13 protein-coding genes and 1 tRNA gene are annotated in these 16851 nt (G+C 70.3%); 8 read left to right on the top strand and 6 right to left on the bottom strand.

The window, feature by feature from the left end; all coding sequences use genetic code 11:
• Positions 1–5 precede the first annotated feature (5 nt).
• Together FBT69_01145 and FBT69_01150 are read right to left on the bottom strand one after the other, a co-directional pair.
• On the bottom strand, positions 6–1382 hold the full coding sequence (locus tag FBT69_01145; GenBank protein MDL1903405.1) for a hypothetical protein: 1377 nt from the start codon (positions 1380–1382) through the stop codon (positions 6–8).
• A gap of 207 nt (positions 1383–1589) precedes the next feature.
• Positions 1590–3740, bottom strand: coding sequence for a hypothetical protein (locus FBT69_01150; GenBank protein ID MDL1903406.1), 2151 nt, complete (start codon positions 3738–3740; stop codon positions 1590–1592).
• A gap of 58 nt (positions 3741–3798) precedes the next feature.
• Here FBT69_01150 and FBT69_01155 point away from each other — a divergent pair, with 58 nt between their 5' ends.
• Together FBT69_01155 and FBT69_01160 are read left to right on the top strand one after the other, a co-directional pair.
• Positions 3799–4797 carry an MBL fold metallo-hydrolase gene (locus FBT69_01155; GenBank protein ID MDL1903407.1) on the top strand — a complete coding sequence of 333 codons (999 nt, stop codon included), beginning with the start codon at positions 3799–3801 and terminating at the stop codon, positions 4795–4797.
• 40 nt (positions 4798–4837) lie between these two features.
• Positions 4838–5497, top strand: coding sequence for a hypothetical protein (locus tag FBT69_01160; protein MDL1903408.1), 660 nt, complete (start codon positions 4838–4840; stop codon positions 5495–5497).
• A gap of 9 nt (positions 5498–5506) precedes the next feature.
• Here the strand turns inward: FBT69_01160 and FBT69_01165 are convergent, their stop codons facing one another.
• Positions 5507–6349 (bottom strand): hypothetical protein, encoded by an 843-nt coding sequence (locus tag FBT69_01165; GenBank protein ID MDL1903409.1) that lies wholly within the window; start codon positions 6347–6349, stop codon positions 5507–5509.
• Between the two features lie 240 nt (positions 6350–6589).
• Here FBT69_01165 and FBT69_01170 point away from each other — a divergent pair, with 240 nt between their 5' ends.
• Positions 6590–7783 (top strand): hypothetical protein, encoded by a 1194-nt coding sequence (locus tag FBT69_01170; protein MDL1903410.1) that lies wholly within the window; start codon positions 6590–6592, stop codon positions 7781–7783.
• Here FBT69_01170 and queG read toward each other — a convergent pair.
• Complete coding sequence (gene queG / locus FBT69_01175; GenBank protein MDL1903411.1) at positions 7761–8897, bottom strand: tRNA epoxyqueuosine(34) reductase QueG; 1137 nt, start codon at positions 8895–8897, stop codon at positions 7761–7763. The two genes, FBT69_01170 and queG, sit on opposite strands and share 23 nt — an antisense overlap.
• Positions 8898–8912: 15 nt before the next feature.
• Positions 8913–10220, bottom strand: a complete 1308-nt coding sequence (locus tag FBT69_01180; GenBank protein ID MDL1903412.1) for a dihydroorotase — start codon at positions 10218–10220, stop codon at positions 8913–8915.
• Positions 10221–10311: 91 nt separating this feature from the next.
• On the opposite strand from FBT69_01180, the gene FBT69_01185 reads away from it, so the two are divergent.
• From FBT69_01185 to FBT69_01205, 5 genes are all read left to right on the top strand, one after another.
• Positions 10312–10386: transfer RNA gene (locus FBT69_01185), tRNA-Pro, on the top strand.
• A gap of 279 nt (positions 10387–10665) precedes the next feature.
• Entirely contained in the window at positions 10666–11100 is a 435-nt protein-coding gene (locus tag FBT69_01190; protein MDL1903413.1) for an ester cyclase, read from the top strand.
• A complete protein-coding gene (locus FBT69_01195) occupies positions 11097–11963 on the top strand; it encodes a GNAT family N-acetyltransferase (protein MDL1903414.1) in 867 nt (288 codons plus the stop codon). Before FBT69_01190 ends, FBT69_01195 begins: the two co-directional genes overlap by 4 nt.
• Before the next feature lie 18 nt (positions 11964–11981).
• On the top strand, positions 11982–12629 hold the full coding sequence (locus FBT69_01200; GenBank protein MDL1903415.1) for a TetR/AcrR family transcriptional regulator: 648 nt from the start codon (positions 11982–11984) through the stop codon (positions 12627–12629).
• Positions 12630–12644: 15 nt separating this feature from the next.
• Positions 12645–13379 carry an MBL fold metallo-hydrolase gene (locus FBT69_01205; protein MDL1903416.1) on the top strand — a complete coding sequence of 245 codons (735 nt, stop codon included), beginning with the start codon at positions 12645–12647 and terminating at the stop codon, positions 13377–13379.
• A 487-nt stretch (positions 13380–13866) separates the two neighbouring features.
• Here the strand turns inward: FBT69_01205 and FBT69_01210 are convergent, their stop codons facing one another.
• On the bottom strand, positions 13867–16815 hold the full coding sequence (locus FBT69_01210; protein MDL1903417.1) for an alpha-L-rhamnosidase: 2949 nt from the start codon (positions 16813–16815) through the stop codon (positions 13867–13869).
• Between the last annotated feature and the right edge of the window lie 36 nt (positions 16816–16851).

Raw genomic sequence — 16851 nt, forward strand, 5'->3', positions numbered from 1 at the left:
TGCCTTCACGGGATTACGACCATGGCGTTGATCAGGACGGTGATGTTGTGGCTCTCATGGTTGGCTGTGATGACGTCGTCGAGGCCGTCCTGGTTGAGGTCGGCGCAGATCACCTGGATCGCCATCTTGGAGTAATCCGGGCCGTTGCCGGTGTCGAGCGCCTTGTGGTAGCTGGGGTTGCCGGCGACGTACTGGAAGGCGCCGTCGCCCCTGCCCAGCAGGAACGTGATGGCGCTGGTGTTCTTGTTCGGGCGCGTCACGACAAGGTCGGGCTTGGTGCCCAGATTGAGTTGCCCCACCGCAATCCCGTCCCACGCTGGGACGAACGGCAGAGGCGGAGGGGACAGGTAGTACGTGTCGAGTTCGTCCTGGGAGCAGTCGAAGGAGAAGTTGCCCCGGCCGTCGCCGTGCAGGATCTGGATGACGCCTTCGGAGTAGATGAGGCCCGCGACGTCGTGCCTGAGGGTGTTCGCCGAGAAGCGTCCCGTCGCCATGGCATGGAAGCGCCAGCTCCCGCACGGCGCGTTGCGATGGGCCGTCGTGAACCCGAATCCTCCCGTGTTCGTGAGGAGCGAGATGTTGTTGTCGAGCAGGTTGCCCGTGACGATGTCCGGACGGACAGGGCCGGACGTGCGGTTGAAGTCCGCGACCACCATCCCGGCGGGCGAGTCGTGGCTGTCGATGTCGAGTACGACCGCCGCCGCAAGATCGAGGCGGCCCGGATCGGATGGATCGTTGCGGAGGACGTACACCTGGTCGATCGGGACGTACCAGAGGTTCAGGTCCGGCGCGACGGCGACGTCGTTGAGGCCGTCCAGGTCGAAGTCCGCCACGGCCAGCCCTCGAACGGGAAGCGGTGTCGGCATGAAAGTCTTGAGTTGGAACCGTTGAAGCGGTTGATTCCAGAGGTAAACAAAGACACCCCAGATGCCAGGGGAGTTCTCGTCGTTGGGATCGAGCGAGGAGGTGCTGATGACGAGGTCGAGGTATTCGTCTTCGCCAGGATTCATGTGAGCGAAGCGCACGTCCGCCGGGACGGTGATCGGGTTGTCGAACTCGTCGTGGAAGTGCTCGGTGATGTCATGGAGTAGTTGGAGTCCGTCGGCGGGGTCTGCCCAGTTGCCGGTGTTGCGGTAGATTCGCACACCCATCCCGCTCCAGAGGATGCGCCGATTGACGTCGAAGCCGCCGTTGACGACCGCGAGTTCGGGGAAGCCGTCGGGCTGGTTGCTCGGCCCGGTGACGTCGCCCGCGGCCAGCCCGAACGGGTATCCGCCGCCGCTGCCGAAAAGGACGGGCGGTCTGAAGATCGGCAAGAGTTCGCCCTGCCCCCACGCCCTCTCCCCGGCCCCGACGCCCCCCGCCATGGCCAGCGCGGCCACGACCCTAACCCCCCCCCGAACGGATCGCCGAAAGAGATCGCTCCGCGAAGCCCTTCATGCTCGTTGCCGCCATCGCCGTTCTCCTGTTGTGTGTGTGGCGCTCCCACCACCCGGCCCGCGCGGGGCAAGCCGGGAACCCGTGGCCCACGATCCGAATATGCACCGGAGATGCGGCAGCGTCAAGGTCGCTCACGGACATTCCTGCCTCTACCGCCCAAACAGGCGTGCGACGTCGTGGAAGGTCACGACGAGGAACACCGTGCCGATGAGGAGCAGGCCTGCCATGGTGACGGCGTTCTGCACGGGGATCGGGACGGGGCGGCCGCGTATCTGCTCATAGACGAGCATGAGGAACTGCCCGCCGTCCACGATCGGGAGCGGCAGGAAGTTGATGACGGCGAGGTTCACGCTGATCAGGCCGAGAAAGAAGATGAGCCAGATGATGCCGCGCCCGGCGATTCGCGTGCCGAGGTCGGCGATACCGACCGGGCCGCGCAGGTGCTCGACCTTCACCGTGCCCTGGAACAGGCGTGCAATGGTGAGGTAGGTCATCATCATCATGCGGTGCGTCTCGCGGACGCCCTCGGTGACGGCGTTGACCGGCCCGGTCGTGCGGCGACGGAAGGATTCGAGTTCAAAGACCGCAACGTCGAACGGCGGCCGCCAGGACAGCGCGTGCAATGCGGCGAGGTCCGCCGGAGCGATCGTCCACTCAACGGTGCGCACGACGGGCACGCCATCGCGTTCGACGGGGAGCTCGAGTTCGAGCGCAACTGTCGCGGGTTCACCGCGTTCGAAGGCTTGATGCGTCGCGGCACGGAGCGCCTCGCGCAGTTGCGTGAAATCGGCGACCGGGACGCCGGACACGGAGAGCACGTGCGTCCCGGGTCGCGTGATCAGGCTCGCGGCGGCGGGCGCGGCGGGCACTGCATCGCGGCGCAGGTCGGCGATGGACTCGGGCGGGAGGGCGAGGAGCGTGCTCTCGCGGGCCGTGTCGTCCGCGCCGAAGCCGATCGTGCCGGCGCGGGAGACCGATGGTTCGAGCGAGACGCGATCGATCGCGCCGGTATCCGGATTCCCGCGGAGAACAACCACCGGCACGGTGCGTCCTGCATGGCGTTGGATCTCGGCGCGTCCGGCGGCGATGCTCGGGTACTCCAGCGTGCCGACGCGAGCGAAGACGTCGCCCTCGCGCAGGCCCTGGGCGTAGCCGCGATCACCCTCCGACGCCGAGCCGACCTTCATCACGGGGGTAAGGCCGAGCAGGTGCGTGAGCGGGGTGACCACCTTCGGGTCGGGGTTCGCGTCGCTGGTCATGAGTTCCGCGCGCGGGGCAGCGGACACCTCAATGCGCCTCCCGTCGTCGGACTCGAAGACGAGCGGCACGGGTTCTCCGCGCGATGCGCGGAAGGCCAGTTCCGCATCTGCAGCGCCGGCGAGGTCCGTGCGCCCGCCCGCCGAGACGAGGCGCATGCCGGGTTCGATGCCGGGGAGGCCGAGCCGCGGAGCGACTTCGGCCCAGGCGTCGGCATGGCGGGCGAGTTGCGGGTCGATGCGGAGGGCGCGCGCCGGCTCGATGCCGAGGTCAAGAAGGCCGGTGAGCGTGCCTCGCTCGGGTGTGATCGCGAAGCGGAGGGGCGCGATCACACCGGCCCGCTCGACCTCGACAACGACAGGCCGATCCGGCGACGACGTGGCAACGGCAAGCACAACGTCGTCGAACGTTCGCGGCTCGCGGTTGTTGATCCGCACGATGCGGTCGCCGGGGCGCAGGCCCTCGTCGGTTACGCCGAGGCCGGCGGCGTTCGATGCGACGACGGTGGCGGCGGGGCCTTCGGGCCAGACCCGGCCGACCTTGGGCGGCTCCGTTTCGAGGCCGACCATGAAGACGAACATGAAGGCGAGCATGGCCGCGATGAGGTTCATCACGACGCCCGCGCTGATGACGACCATGCGCTTGACCGGCGGACAGCGCTGGTAGCTGTCGGGGGCGTCGCTGACCGCCCCGGGTGCCAGGTCTTCCTGGCCGAGCATTCGGACGTAGCCGCCGAAGGGCAGGGCGTTGATACGGTACTCGGTCGGGCTGAGGCTCGACGGGTCGCGGCGTTCGAGGCCCTCGCAGGCGCCGCGAAGCGCTGCCGCGTACTCGCGTTCCGTTGAGCCTCGCCTCCAGCCGAGGCCCTTGCGGTAGCTGACGATGGCGGGTCCGAAACCGATGGCGAACGCGAGCACGCGGATGCCGGCCCATCGCGCGGCGAGGAAGTGGCCCAGTTCGTGCACGAAGACGATCAGCCCGAATCCCACGATGACGAGGGCGAGGTCGAGGGCGGTGCCGAGCAGGCCGAGGAGCGAGTTCATCGCGTGATCCTACGGTGGCGGGGCGTCGCCGTTGCATCGGGTCCAGTACGATCGCGGCATGAGCGAGAAACGGGAGATGCGGTGGCGGTGGCGGCTCCTGGACGCCGGGCCGCTGCTGCTGGACGGGGGTTCGATGTTCGGCGTGGTGCCGCGGGTGGTCTGGTCTCGGAGCGTCGTCGCCGACGAGCGGAACCGGATTGCCCTGCATCACAACTGCCTGCTGCTGGAGTCGGAGTCGGTCGATCCGTCGCTCGGGCGGGTTCGGCGGGTCGTGATCGAGACCGGGACGGGCGGCAAGCTCGACGCCAAGATGGCCGAGATCTTCGGGGTCGGCGGTCGCACGGTGGAGACGGCCGTGAACGAAGCGGGCCTTGCGTGCGACGAGATCGACACGGTGATCGTTTCCCACCTGCACTTCGATCACGCCGGCGGCCTGACGCGCCGGGTACGAGCCGGCGAGTCGCCGGACTGGCGCGCCGGGCCCGGCGAGGCGAGCGGCGAATGCGCCGAGGTCAAGCGGACGTTCCCGAACGCGGAGATCGTAGCGCAACGGCGCGAGTGGGAGGTCGCGCTCGCCAACGATGCGGTGATGACCCGGACGTACTACCGCGACCACCTGCTGCCGATCGCGGACCGGCTTCGGCTGGTGGATTCGGCGCGGCCGTTCCCCGCGGGCGTGCTCCCGCACCGTGACGAGATGCCGCGCGTGCCCTTGTCGTACAGGGAGACGACCGTGTTGCCGGGGGTGCGGGTGTTCCTCGCGCCGGGGCACACCTGGGGCCAGCAGGCGATCCGGTTCGTGGACGTTGACGGGCGGAGCGTCGTATTCACGCCGGACGTCATGCCGTCGGTGTGGCACGTCGGGGCGGCGTACAGCCTGGCATACGACGTGGAGCCGTATACGTCGATGGTGACAAAGCGATGGTTCCTCGACGAAGCCGCTCGAGGCGAGTGGACGCTCGTGCTGGACCACGAGCCACGGACGCCGGTCGTGCGGGTTTCCCCGAACGGGAAGGGATGGTACGAGTTGACGCCCGTGCAGGGGATCGGGAGGTGACTCTGCCTGAGTGGGGCATCGCTATGATGGTGTCGCCTTCATGCTCCCAGCCGCGTCAGAGGTTGAAACCGTGGCCGTGTCGGTCGAACCGGCCGATGCGACTCCACCGTCGGATGGTGGGGGGGCTGCAACACCGCCACCCGAGCAGCCTCGGCGTCCCACGGGGCACCACAAGCGGTCGTTCATGGACCGCGTGGACGCCTACGTCAGCCGGCTGAGCACGCGGAACAACTTCTTCCACCGGCTCGCGTCGCTGATCTGGCTGCCCTACGCGTTCCACAGCGGCATCCGGATGAAGCGGCTGGACCGCAAGACGTTCACGGCGGTGCTCCCGTTCCGGCGTTTCAACCGGAACTGGTACAACGCGATGGCGGGGGCTGCGCTGCTGGGGAACGCCGAGGTCGCGGGTGGAATGTACGTCTTCGGCGTGGTCGGCGGGGACTTCACCGTGGTCTGCAAGAACCTGGAGTACCGGTTTCTGCGCCCGTGCTTCGGTCCGGCGGTCTACCGGATCAACCCTCGCGAAGACATCGAAGCCCTGGCGGCGAAGCGCGAGGAGTTCGACGTGACGGTGGACATGGACGTTGTGCAGTCGATCACGAAGCCTGGCGGGAAGGAGCGGCGCGTCGGGCGTGCGACGGCCACGTTCCACGTCACGCCGAAACTGCACCAGAAGAGCAAGGGGCGGCGGATCCGCTGATCGGGCGCGTCAGGTCTCGCGCTGCCTGCGATGAACGGCGAAGGCGACGAAAACAGCAAGCGCGGACGGCGCGGGCACCACCGTGTCGAGGTAGTCGGTGAGCGTGCGCAGGGTGATGAGCGTGGCCTGCTCCGCGGCCCACAGCGGCGTATCGATGCCGACGTGGACGTGGCCGGCGGCGAAGTTGCGGTACTCCGCGTCCGGCGCGTTGTTCAGTGAGTGGTACCAGACCCCGTGCAACCCGATGAACTCGGAGAGGAAGTTGCCCCCGAAGCCGTTGCCGGTGTCGATGTAGACGTCGTCGATGATGCCCGCGACGGCGACGGCGTCGCGGATCGCGTCCATCGGGAGCGAACTGTGCAGGATGTCACCAGGCGTGAGCGACTGGAAGATGGGCATGTCGGTGGTGGGGCGGAATGGAGCCTCGTAATCGTTTGCCCAGCCGTTGACCGATCGCATCATGTGGCGCGACTCGATCTCCCATGAACTGCCCGGAAAGCCGCGCGAGAAGGTGATGATGGCCAGCGGCTTGAGGTCGTCGGTGATCCGGTGCCAGTCTGCCACCGTGTCCTGGTAGTCCACCTCGAAGTCGCCGACGCCCTTGCCCCAGTTCGGGCCGTCCTGGCCGGGGAAGGTGGGGAAGAACGAGTGGACGTTGTAGCCCCGCCCTTCCCAGTTGCCGCCGATCCAGCCCGAGGGATTGAGGTCGGGGTTGGTGCTGAACCGCTCGACCATCCAGTTCGTCGGGGGCCAGTACCCCGTGATCATGATGTTGCGGGTGAAGTTGTCCGCAGCGACAGCCTGACCGGCCGCGCCGAGCGCGATCAACACGACGAGCGTGCGAGTGTGCATGAGAAAAGCGGGTCCGGCGTCGGCCGTGCGGGCAAGGGTCTCTCTCTCCTCCCGCCGGCGTCCGATCCCGCGTGGGCAGCATACCGGACGGCGAGGGGCGCGCCAAGCACAAATCGCGGGATTCGTGGGATGAAAGCCCAGTCTTTGCAGGAGTTTGCGCATTGATCGGGGTACGAGCGGCACTCTCATCCACGCCTGTAGGCACCGAGCGGACAGCGGCACCGTACACTCCCCGCCTTGATGGCGACAGCGGTCGAGAACAGCTCGGATGTCGACAGTATTGGGGGGTATCCCTCGATGCTCGGGTGGGCAGCATTCCTCGCTTGCTCGTGGACGTGGTGCATCGGGATGTTCCTCCCGGTGCTTCTGGTCCGTGACTACGGCCTGTGGGGCTTTGCCGCATTTGCCGTCCCGAACGTGGTCGGCGCGGGGGCGGTGGGGTGGGTGCTGGCGAGGCCCGGGCAGGCCGAGCGGATGCGGGAGCGGCACGCAGCCGCCGTGCGGAGCTTCGCGCTGGTGACGATCGTCTTCCAGTGCTTCTTCATCGGATGGCTGATGCAGTGGGCCGCGCCGGGGCCGGTGGTGGGGGCGGTGGCGCTTGCGGCGGCCGTGGGCGCGTTCCCGCTCCGATCCGTGCGCGGCACGCTGCTGCTGGGGGCCGTGGTGTGGCTGGTCTCGGCGGTGTGTCTCGTTGGATATGTCGCGGGTGCGGGTGTGGCATTGCCTGAGCCGCGCCCCATGCCGACGGGGTTGTTCTGGCTCGCGCCGGTGTGTGTGTTCGGGTTCGTGCTCTGCCCGTACCTCGACCCGACCTTCCTGCGAGCGGCCGCCTCGCTTGAAGCGCGCGGACGGCGCGCTGCGTTCACGGTCGGCTTCGGCCTGCTCTTCGCATCGATGATCGCGTTTACGTTGCTGTACGGGGCGACGATCGAGCGGCTCGGCGCCGCCGCCTCAGGCACAATGCTCGCCGGCACGCTCGTCCTCGTTCACATTGGCTTGCAGATCGTGTTCACGGTCGGTGTTCACGTCCGGGAGTTGGCGAGTGTGCCGTCGCTTGGGCGAGGGCGGGCGGCGCAGGCGCTTGTCGCGGGCATCGCGGGGGCCATGGCGGCATTCTCGTTCCACCTCGGCTCGCCTGTCGTCGCCGACCCCGGCATGACCGTCGGCGAGGTCGTCTACCGCGTCTTCATGGCGTTCTACGGCCTGGTCTTCCCCGCCTACGTCTGGATCTGCATGATTCCTACTCGCGACGGGCACTCCGGACTCGCCGGACCGGCCGGGCGTCGCAAGGCGTTGGTGTGGGCAGGAGCGGTCGGGGTGGCTGCGCCGCTGTTCTGGATGGGGTTCATCGAACGGCACGAGGTCTATCTCGTACCGGGGCTGCTCGTGGTCCTGCTGGCACGACTCGTCGTCAGGTCGCGGCCGGGGTCGTGAGCCGCGCGAGCGCTTCGCGTGCGGCAGCGCGGACAGTCGGCTCTTCCGCCGCGTTCCAGGCGGTGTCGCGGAGCCGGTCGATCGATGCTGCCATCTCCGCTGACGATCCGTCAGCCGTCAGCCGGTCCGCGAGCAGAATCGCGGCGGTTCGCTTCATGTGTGCCAGCGTGATCCGCTTCATCGCGCTGTTGGCGAAGCGGCCGCGGCGCGTCGCCTCATCCCAGCCGAGCACGTCGAGCAGGTCGAACGAGTCGCGGCGCGGGGTGTAGTCGTGGTGTCGATCGCCCGTTGCCGCATCGCCCGGTCGGGGTGAGTTGTGCGGGCAGACTTCCTGGCAGATGTCGCACCCGACAAGCCAGCCTTCGAGCGAGCCGTGGAACTCGGGTCCGATCGGGTCGCGGCGCTCGATGGTGAGGTAACTGATGCAGCGCGAGGCGTCCACGTTGTAGGGCGAAATCGCGCCTGTCGGGCAGGCGTCGATGCAGCGGGTGCAGGTGCCGCAGTGGTCGGCCACCGCCGCGGTGTCCGGGTCGCGCAGGTCGAGCGTCGTCAGGAAGCCCCCGAGCAGGAGCCACGAGCCTCGCTGCGGGTTGATGAGGAGCGTGTGCTTGCCGATCCAGCCGAGGCCCGCGCGGGCGGCGAGCTCGCGTTCAGGAACCGGCGCCGTGTCCACGAACGCGCGGAACCGCTCGCCGGGGTGGCGCTCGCGGAGGGTGTCGCAGACGGCGTGAAGACGGCGCTTCATCACGCGGTGGTAGTCGCGCCCGCGTGCGTAGCGGGCGATGCGGCCGTGCGTCGCGGGCACGGGCGAATCCGCCGTGCGACCGCGCGGCGCGTACTGGTCTGCGACCATGACCGCGGAGCGTGCTCCGCGCAACAACCGCGCTGGGTCGGTCCGGTCGTCGGCGGTCTCCGCGAGCCAGTCCATCGTGCCGTGCATGCCCGCCGCCAGCCACGCGCGGAACTCTTCCGCGCGCCGCGACGGTGAGCAGTCCGCGATCCCGGCGAGCGCAAAGCCCTGCACGCGGCAGAGTGCGAGCGTCTCGCGGCCGAGTTGCTCGGGGGAATCGGGCACGAGGGATGGTACTTGAAAGGAGGCCGAAAGCGGAGGTATGAAGGCACAAGGGCGTCAGGCGTGGGCCATCTGCGGCAGTTCGTGCATCACCCGGCCGGCGACCAGGGTGCAGACCGCCCGTCCGCGCACGCGCCGCCCGAGGAACGGCGTGTTCCGCGACCGCCCCGCCAGGTCGCGCTCGGCGACCGTCCACTCGAGGTCCGGGTCGATGAGAGTCACATCGGCAGGGCCGCCGACTTCGAGCCTGCCCAGGGCGTGCTCGTCGAGGCGGGTCAGCCGCGCCGGTTCGACGGTCATGAGCGCGATCAGCCGCGGCCAGTCGATCAGCCCCGTCGCCACCAGCGCCTCGGCGTACAGCGCGAGCGCGGTCTCCAGCCCGATGATGCCGAACGGCGCCTCCTCGAACGGCCGGTCCTTCTCGTCCGGCGTGTGTGGCGCGTGGTCGGTCGCCAGCACGCTGATCGTGCCGTCGGCAACGCCCTCGCGCAGAGCCCGCACGTCGCGCTCCTCGCGCAGCGGCGGGTTCATCTTCGTCGCCGTGTCGTAGGTCTCGCACGCCCCGTGCGTCAGCAGCAGGTGGTGCGGCGAGGCCTCGGCCGTCACCGGCAGGCCCTCCGCCCGCGCCCGTCGAACCAGCTCGACCGTTCCCGCGCACGAGGCGTGCTGCACGTGGTAGCGGCAGCCGATCGCCCGGTTCAGGCGCAGGTCGCGTTCGACGATCGTCTCCTCGGCCTCGCGCGGCCAGCCGATCAACCCCAGCCGTACCGCCACGTCGCCCGCATGCATGGAGGCGCCGCGTGTCAGTGTCGGTTCCTGGCAGTGCTGCATGAACGCGAGGCCGGTCGCCCCGACCGCCCGCAGCACGCTCCGCATCATGCCCGCCGAGGCCACGCAGTCGCCGTCGTCGGAGAAGCCGACCGCTCCCGCGTCCGCGCACAGGCCGATCTCCGCCAGTTCTTCGCCCAGCCTGCCCTTGGTCGCGGCGGCGACGGCGTAGACGCGGCAGCGGGCCGTGCGGGCGGCCCGGTCGCGCACGAACGCGACCAGCTCCGGGGAGTCGATCGCCGGCGTCGTGTTCGGCATGCAGCAGACGGTCGTGAAGCCGCCGGCGACCGCCGCGGCCGAGCCGGTGGCCAGGGTCTCCTTGTGCTCGCCGCCCGGCTCGCGGAGGTGGACGTGCGGGTCGATGAGGCCGGGGGCGACGAGGAGGCCGGAGGCGTCGATGACGCGGTCCGCGCCGGAGCGGTCCAGGCCGCGGCCGATGGCGGCGACACGCCCTTCGGCGAGAGCGAGGTCGAGCGAGGCGTCCGTCCCCGAGGCGGGGTCAACGAGCCGTCCGCCGACGATGAGGAGCGTGGGCATCGGGGCAATATACGCCGCAGGGCCTTCTCGCCGCACATCCTCGGTCACGCCTTCGGCCTCTGGCCTCGCCGACGCCTATCCTCCCCCGCCACGGGGTGTAGCGCAGCTTGGTTAGCGCGTCTGACTGGGGGTCAGAAGGTCGCTGGTTCGAATCCAGTCACCCCGATTCGCGCGAGAAGCCCCGCACCTGGTGGGGCTTTTCTCATTCAGGACGCGGCGGACAAGACCTCATGCACGCCTTCCACGGGGAAGGCGGCTGATTGGCGGCCCCCTCCGTCTGGCCGTGGTTCGCTCTCGCAACCGCCACGGCCGTCGGCTCCTGCGGCTTGACCGGAGCCGGCAGGTCCGGGCGTGGTCCGAGATCGCCCTCATGGGGGGAAGGGACGCGGGGCTTGACATGAGACGAAAGTCTCATTAGTGTACACAAGTCACAGGAGCGCCCGCCATGCCGCTGTCCCCGCAGGAGATGGACCGCAAGATCGACGAGCACTTCGGCTTCGAGGCGACCGACGACATCGAGGGCGTCGTCGCCACGCTCGCGCCGGACGCCACGCACGACATCGTGGGGTTCCCGACCGGCCCGACCCGCGGCAGGGAGCGCGCCCGCGAGTTCTACCGACGGATGTTCGCCGACCTGGCCGAGAGTCGCGTGACCCCGCTCAAGCGTCTCTACGGCGACAACTTCATGATCGACGAGTCGGTGTGGGAGGGTCGCGCCCCGGGGAGGCCGTTCGGCCTCGACGGCCGCAACCGGCCGCTGCGGTTCCGCATCCTCCACGTGCTCGAGTTCACCTCCGACGGCCGGCACATCGAGCGCGAGCAGGTCTGGGTCGACATGGCCGCGATCCTTCGGCAGCTCCCGCAGGACGAGCACGCATGAACATCGACCTGGTTCCGGCCGAGGCGGGTCACTTCGCCGAGCTTGCCCGCATCTGCCACCTGGCGTTCGACACGCTCCAGGCGCGTCACGGCGTTCATCGGGACGTGCCGACCGAGGAGATCGGCGGGCTGATCATCGGCGGCGTGCTCCACCGTCCGGACTACATCGGCGTGGTCGCCGTCGCGGACGGACGCGTCGTCGGCTCCAACTTTCTCCTGCTGGCGGATGAGGTCTGCGGCGTCGGACCGATCACGGTCGATCCGACGGTACAGTCCCGCGGTGTGGGCCGGCTGCTCATGCAGTGGGCGATCGACGAAGCCCGCCGCCGCCGAGGTCCGCGGCCTCGCGTGCGGTTGTTCCAGGAGGCGGTCAACACGACCTCGCTGTCGCTCTACACGCGCCTGGGTTTCCGCTGGCGGGACTCGGCCGCGTTGATGCAGGCGAAGCCGGCGGACACCGACGATGCCTCGGTGCGCCCGATGACCGGGGACGACCTCCCCCACGTGCAGCGGCTCTCGGCGCGGCATGACGGCGCCTCGCGCGTGAACGACGCCTCCATGCTGCTCGGCATGGAGCTGCCGGCGTTCGTCCGCGAGCGTGATGGGCGAGTGGTCGGCTACCAGATCGCTTCGCTCTTCGGGCACGCCGCGGCCGAGACCGTTGACGACCTGCTCGTCCTCGCGGGCCAGACGGCGCGGCGCGTGCCGCCGCCCATGGGCGTGGTCATCGTGCCGATGAGCCAGCCGTCGCTGTTCGAGGCCGCGCTGTCGGCGGGCTTCCGCGTCCTGAAGATCCTGAACTCCATGTCGCTGGAGGAGTTCGATCTTCCTCGCGGGCCTTCGTTCCCGTCCATCCAGCGCTAGTGCGAGCGGAGGCGAGCGATGCCGGCCAATCGCGTGGTCACACGACGGGACAATCAGCGCCACCGAACCCGCAAGGACCTGCTCGAGGCGGCGGCCCGGCTGCTCCGGCGTGGGGGCGTGCCCGACATGGACGAGGTGGCCGCGGAGGCGATGGTCTCGCGGGCGACGGCGTACCGCTACTTCCCCAGCGTCGAGGCGCTGCTGGTCGAAGCGCCGCTGGACGGGCTGATCCCCGGGCCCGAGCGGGTCTTTCCCGCCGATGACGGATCGACCGATCCCGCCGAGCGCGTCGACCGGGCCGAGGCCGCCCTGCACGAGGCGTGCTGCCGCTACGAGGCGCAGCTCCGCCTGATGCTCGCCGCGAGCCTTGCACGAACCGCGAAGGGGTCGCGGCGTGGCGGCGTCCCCGTGCGTCAGAACCGCCGCACCCTGCTCATCGAGGCGGCGCTCGCGCCGGCGCGGCGTCGCTTCTCGAAGCCCGCGTACGCGCGGCTGTGCGCGGCGCTGGCTATGGTCCTGGGCACCGAGTCGATGATCGTCTTCCGGGACGTCCTGGGCCTGGACGAGCGGACGGCGCGCAAGGTCAAGCGTTGGACGGTCCGATCGCTCGTCGCCGCCGCGCTCAAGGACTCGGACAGGCGGCGCCGGGGCCGGGCGGGGCTTTGACGCGGGAGGATCGGCATGGCGACCGTCACCGAGATCTCACCGGGCGTTCACCGGATCAGCATCCTCTACCGCGAGATCAACCTGCAGTTCAACCACTTCCTCGTGGTCGACGAGGAGCCCCTGCTGTACCACACCGGCATGCGGCGCATGTTCCCCGAGGTACTCAGCGCGGTCCGCCGCGTGATCGACCCGGCGGAGCTCCGCTGGATCGGGTTCGGCCACTTCGAGGTGGACGAGTGCGGCTCGCTCAACGAGTGGCTCCGCATCGCGCCGCGGGCCGAGGCGGTGTCGGGCGTCGTCGGCTCGCTGGTGAACCTCAACGACTTCGCCGACCGTCCCCCGCGCGTGCTGACGCCGGACGAGACGCTGGTCACGGGCGCGTTCCGCTTCAGGCACAGGCCCACGCCGCACCTCCCGCACGGCTGGGACGCGGGCGTGCTCTTCGAGGAGACGCGGCGGGTCTTGTTCTGCGGGGACCTGTTCACGCACAACGGCGACGCCGAGCCGCTGACCGAATCCGACGTCCTCGGGCGTGCGCGCGACTCGCTCGCGGCGTTCCAGGCGGGACCGCTCATGGACTACATGCCGTACACCCCGAACACGCGTCCGCTGCTGGAGGGGCTGGCCGCGCTGCACCCGCGGACACTCGCGATCATGCACGGCAGCTCCTTCACCGGCGATTGCGCGTCCGCCCTTCTCGGGCTGGACGGCGTGATGAAGGAGATGCTCGGCTCGCCCACGCGCCGATGACCGGCGATGCAGGCGCGTGCCCGGCGGCGTTCCGGATGCGCACGTGAACCGATGAAGCGCCCGCCCGGGCGGGTTGGCGGCTCGATCCCGCCCCGGAGGGGCGGAGGGGGATGCGGGAGGGAACCGAGCTCCATGACGGTCGCGGCTCCTGGAGAGTGCTGTCGCGGCTGATCGAGAGCGTGGTTGCGGTCCGTTTGGTTTCTGTCAAGGGGTCTGGGGCGGGGTCCGGGGGGTCCTGCCCGGCGTTCGAGGGCACGGGGCGCGGTTCCGGGGCATCGTCCGGCCCGCCCGAAGGCTCGAAAACGGCGTTCGGGCCACCGAATGTCGCATTCGGTGGCTCGGATTGGACATCCGGCGGCTCGGATGCGGCGGCCGGAGGCTCGAAAGCGGCGGCCGGGGGCTTGGCCGAGGTCCGGGAAGCATCGGACGCGGCGGCCGCGACCGCAACCCCGTCGGTCGAGAGGACGGTCGCCGGCGGACACCCCCCTCACCGCCGCCGCGACGTGAACTCGTACCGCCCCGACCCCACGCGCAGCACGACCTCGCCGCCGTCGCGCCGCAGCACCCGCACGCCCTCCGCGCTCTCGAGGGCGCGCCCCGACTCGAGCACCTCCGCCCCCCCCTCTGCGGGCACGTGCACCGTCGCCGCCGTGTTCGCGGGGATCGTGACCGCGAGCGTCAGCGTGCCGCCGTCGCGGCGCCACGCGACCGAGATCTCGCCGCGGATCGAGCGGTAGGTCGCGCTCGCACGGGTGAGCGGCCCGTCCGTGCGCGGCCGCACCGTGAAGCGCGCAAAGCCGGGATGCTCCGGGTCCGGCTCGATCCCGGCGACGCCCTCGAAGAGCCAGCGCCCGCACGAGCCGAGCGCGTAGTGGTTGAACGAGTTCATCCCGGGGTCCTGCATCCCGCGCTCGGGGGTCCAGCCGTCCCACCGCTCCCAGATCGTCGTCGCCCCGTGCTTCACCGAGAAGAGCCACGACGGGAACTCGTCCTGCACCAGCAGCCGGTAGGCGACGTCGTCGCGCCCGCCGTCGCTCAGCGCGTGCAGCAGGTGCCCGACCCCCACGAACCCCGTCGAGAGCCGCCACCCCTTCGCCTCGATGTCGGCCACCAGGCGTTCGAGCGCGGCCGTCCGCAGCTCATCGGGGAGCAGCCCGAAGCGCAACGCGAGGACGTAGCCGGTCTGCGTGTCGCCCGCCACGCGCCCGTGCGGATCGACGTAGCGCCCGACGAACGCGGCGCGGATGTCCTCGAAGAGCCGCTCGTAGCGCGCCGCGTCCGCGTCGCGCCCGAGGGCGCGCAGGCTGCGCGCCAGCAGGTCCGTGGAGTGGGCGAAGTACGCGGTGCCGAGCAGGTCCTTCGGCGTGTCCGCGCCGATCGAGAGCCAGTCGCCGTAGTCGTTGCCCCGGGCGTGGTCGCGGATGAGGCCGCTGCTGTGGGCCCGGCACCACTCGACCCACCGGATCATCGACTCCGCGTGCCGCTCGAGGATGCGCACGTCGCCGTAGGCCCGGTAGACCGCCCACGGCACGATGACGCCGGCGTCCGCCCACGCGGGCGTGCCGTAGCTCAGCCCGCGCATCGCCGGGGCAACGTCGGCGTGCGCGCCGTCCTCACGCTGGGCGTCGCCCAGGTCGGCCAGCCACTTCGTCATGAACGGGGCGATGTCCGCGTTCCAGGCCGCCGTCGGCGCGAACGCCTGGGCGTCGCCGGTCCAGCCCATGCGCTCGTCGCGCTGCGGGCAGTCCGTCGGGATGCTGAGGAAGTTGCCGCGCAGCCCCCACGCGATGTTCGCCTGCAAACGGTCGATCCGCCCGTCCGAGCACGAGAACTCGCCCGCCGGCGCTAGGTCCGACCCGAGCACGATGCCGGTCACGGTCTCCGGGCCGGGCCGCTCGCGCAGCCCCGTGACCTCCACGTACCGGAACCCGTGGAAGGTGAAGCGCGGCTGCCACACCTCGACGCCGCCCTTGCAGATGAAGGTGTCGGTCGCCGCCGCGGCCCGCAGGTTCGCGGTGTAGATCGTGCCGTCGGGGTTCAGCATCTCCGCGTGCCGCACGGTCAGGACCGTCCCCGGCTCGCAGCGCACGCGCAGCCGCACCACGCCGACCATGTTCTGCCCGAGATCGAACGTCCACCGCCCCCCGGCCGGCTCGGCCACCGAAACAGCCGGCAACTCGAGCAGCTCGCGCACCGGATGATCGACCTCGCCCACCAGCCGGCGCGACTCGGCGCGCACCGTCACGGGCGTCCACGCGGCGTCGTCCAGGCCCGCGGCGCACCACCCCTCGACCTCCCCCCGCGCGTCGTGGACCTCGCCGTCCATGAGGTCCGCCGCCATGATCGGCCCGTCGTGCCGCCGCCACGTCGCATCGGTGACGATCCGCTCGACCGACCCGTCCGCGTACGTGATCTCCAGTTGCGCCAGGAACGCCTGGGTCTGCCCGTAGAACGCCCGGACCTGGAACAGCCCCGCCCGGCCGCAGAACCACCCCGGGCCGACCATCGCGCCGATCACGTTCTCGCCGGGCGAGATCCGGTCGGTCACGTCGTGCACCTGGTAGCGCACACGCTCGCGGTAGTCCGTCCACCCCGGCGAGAGCCGGGCGTCGCCGACGCGATCCCCGTTCAGGTACGCCTCGTACACGCCGAGCGCGGTCGCGTACAGCCGCGCCCGAGCGACAGGCTTGCCGACCGCGAACGATCGCCGCAGATAGGGCAGCCGCTCCCGGGCGAGCAGCGCCTGCGCGTTCTCCGCCGCGTCCGCGCGCAGGGTCGCCCCGTTGATGCGGTACGTCACCGCGAGCCGCTTCGGCACGCCGAACGCGGGATCGCCGCCCAGCGCGCTGTTGCTCGCCACGATCGCCTCGCCGCGCGCGACCATCGCGTCCACTCGCTCCGTCACGTCCGCGCGGACCGCGCCGTCCACCGTGGAGTACACCGCGCTCTCGACCTCGACGCCAACGCGGCTCGGACCCGCTTCGATCCACTCCGCGCTCCAGTCCTCGGGCGCGAGCAGACCCATCTCCCAGCGTGCCGGTGCGCTCCAGTCCCCCGCGGCGCCGTCGCGGTCCCACGCCCTGACCTTCCAGTAGCACGCCCGGCGCGACGCGAGCGGCGTGCCCGCGTACACGACGTGCGCCGTGGCGCTGGAGAGCACCTTCCCGCTGTCCCAGAGGTCGCCCTGATCGCGCGCCAACCGATCGGCCGACGACGCCACGAGGACCTGGTACGCGGTCTGCGTTTCATCCCGGCGGTCCGACTCCACCACCCACGTCAGGCGCGGGGACGGCTCCTCGACGCCGAGCGGCTCGCGCAGGTACTCGCAGCGCAGGTCCGTCGCGCGCAGATGTCCCGTGCCATCAGCGGCCGCGCGCGCCCCGCCGAACACCCACGCCGCCGCCGCACACGCCAGGACAAGCCCCGCTCTGGCCATCGCGTGCCCTCCTTGCAGATGGAGAGCCGAGTGTAC

The sequence above is a fragment of the Synechococcales cyanobacterium CNB genome (assembly GCA_030263455.1).
Lineage (GTDB): Bacteria > Planctomycetota > Phycisphaerae > Phycisphaerales > UBA1924 > CAADGN01.